Genomic DNA, 535 nt, shown 5'->3' with positions numbered 1-535 from the left:
CGGAGTGAGATTGTCGAGGCTTTCGTGGTATCGACGATGATTGTAATGCTCGACGAAGGCCGCGATCTGCGCCTCAAGGTCTTCCTTGAAGAAGTAGTTTTCCAGCAGGATGCGGTTCTTCAACGTCTGATGCCAGCGTTCTATCTTGCCCTGCGTCTGCGGATGACCCGGAGCGCCGTGGACCTGGTGAATGTTGAATCTCTCCAGCCATTCACCGAGATCAGAGGCGACGTAACACGGGCCGTTGTCGGACAGCAGGCGCGGCCGGTGCTCCACCTTGACCTTGTCGCAGCCTGAGGCGGCCAGCACCAGGTCGAGCGTGGCTGTGACATCGTCCACCTTCATGCTGGTGCACAGCTTCCAGGCAATGATGTATCGCGAGAAGTCATCGAGAATGGTCGACAGGTAGAACCATCCCCAGCCGATGACCTTCAGATAGGTAAAGTCGGTCTGCCACATCTCGTTCGGCCGCGTGGTCTTGTCCTTGAACTCGTCGTTGGCCTTGATGACGACATAGGCTGGCGACGTGATCAGG

The 535-nt window shown here is 57.4% G+C and carries 1 protein-coding gene; it reads right to left on the bottom strand.

The genetic code is table 11. The features are described from left to right. Positions 1-535: DDE-type integrase/transposase/recombinase (locus tag FAA97_RS20965; RefSeq protein WP_136600501.1), on the bottom strand; the 535-nt coding region annotated here is incomplete at both ends.

This window comes from Peteryoungia ipomoeae (genome assembly GCF_004912165.1).
Taxonomy (GTDB): Bacteria; Pseudomonadota; Alphaproteobacteria; order Rhizobiales; family Rhizobiaceae; genus Allorhizobium; species Allorhizobium ipomoeae.
The sequence above is the reverse complement of the archived record's forward strand: the minus strand, read 5'-3'. Positions and strand labels throughout refer to the sequence as shown.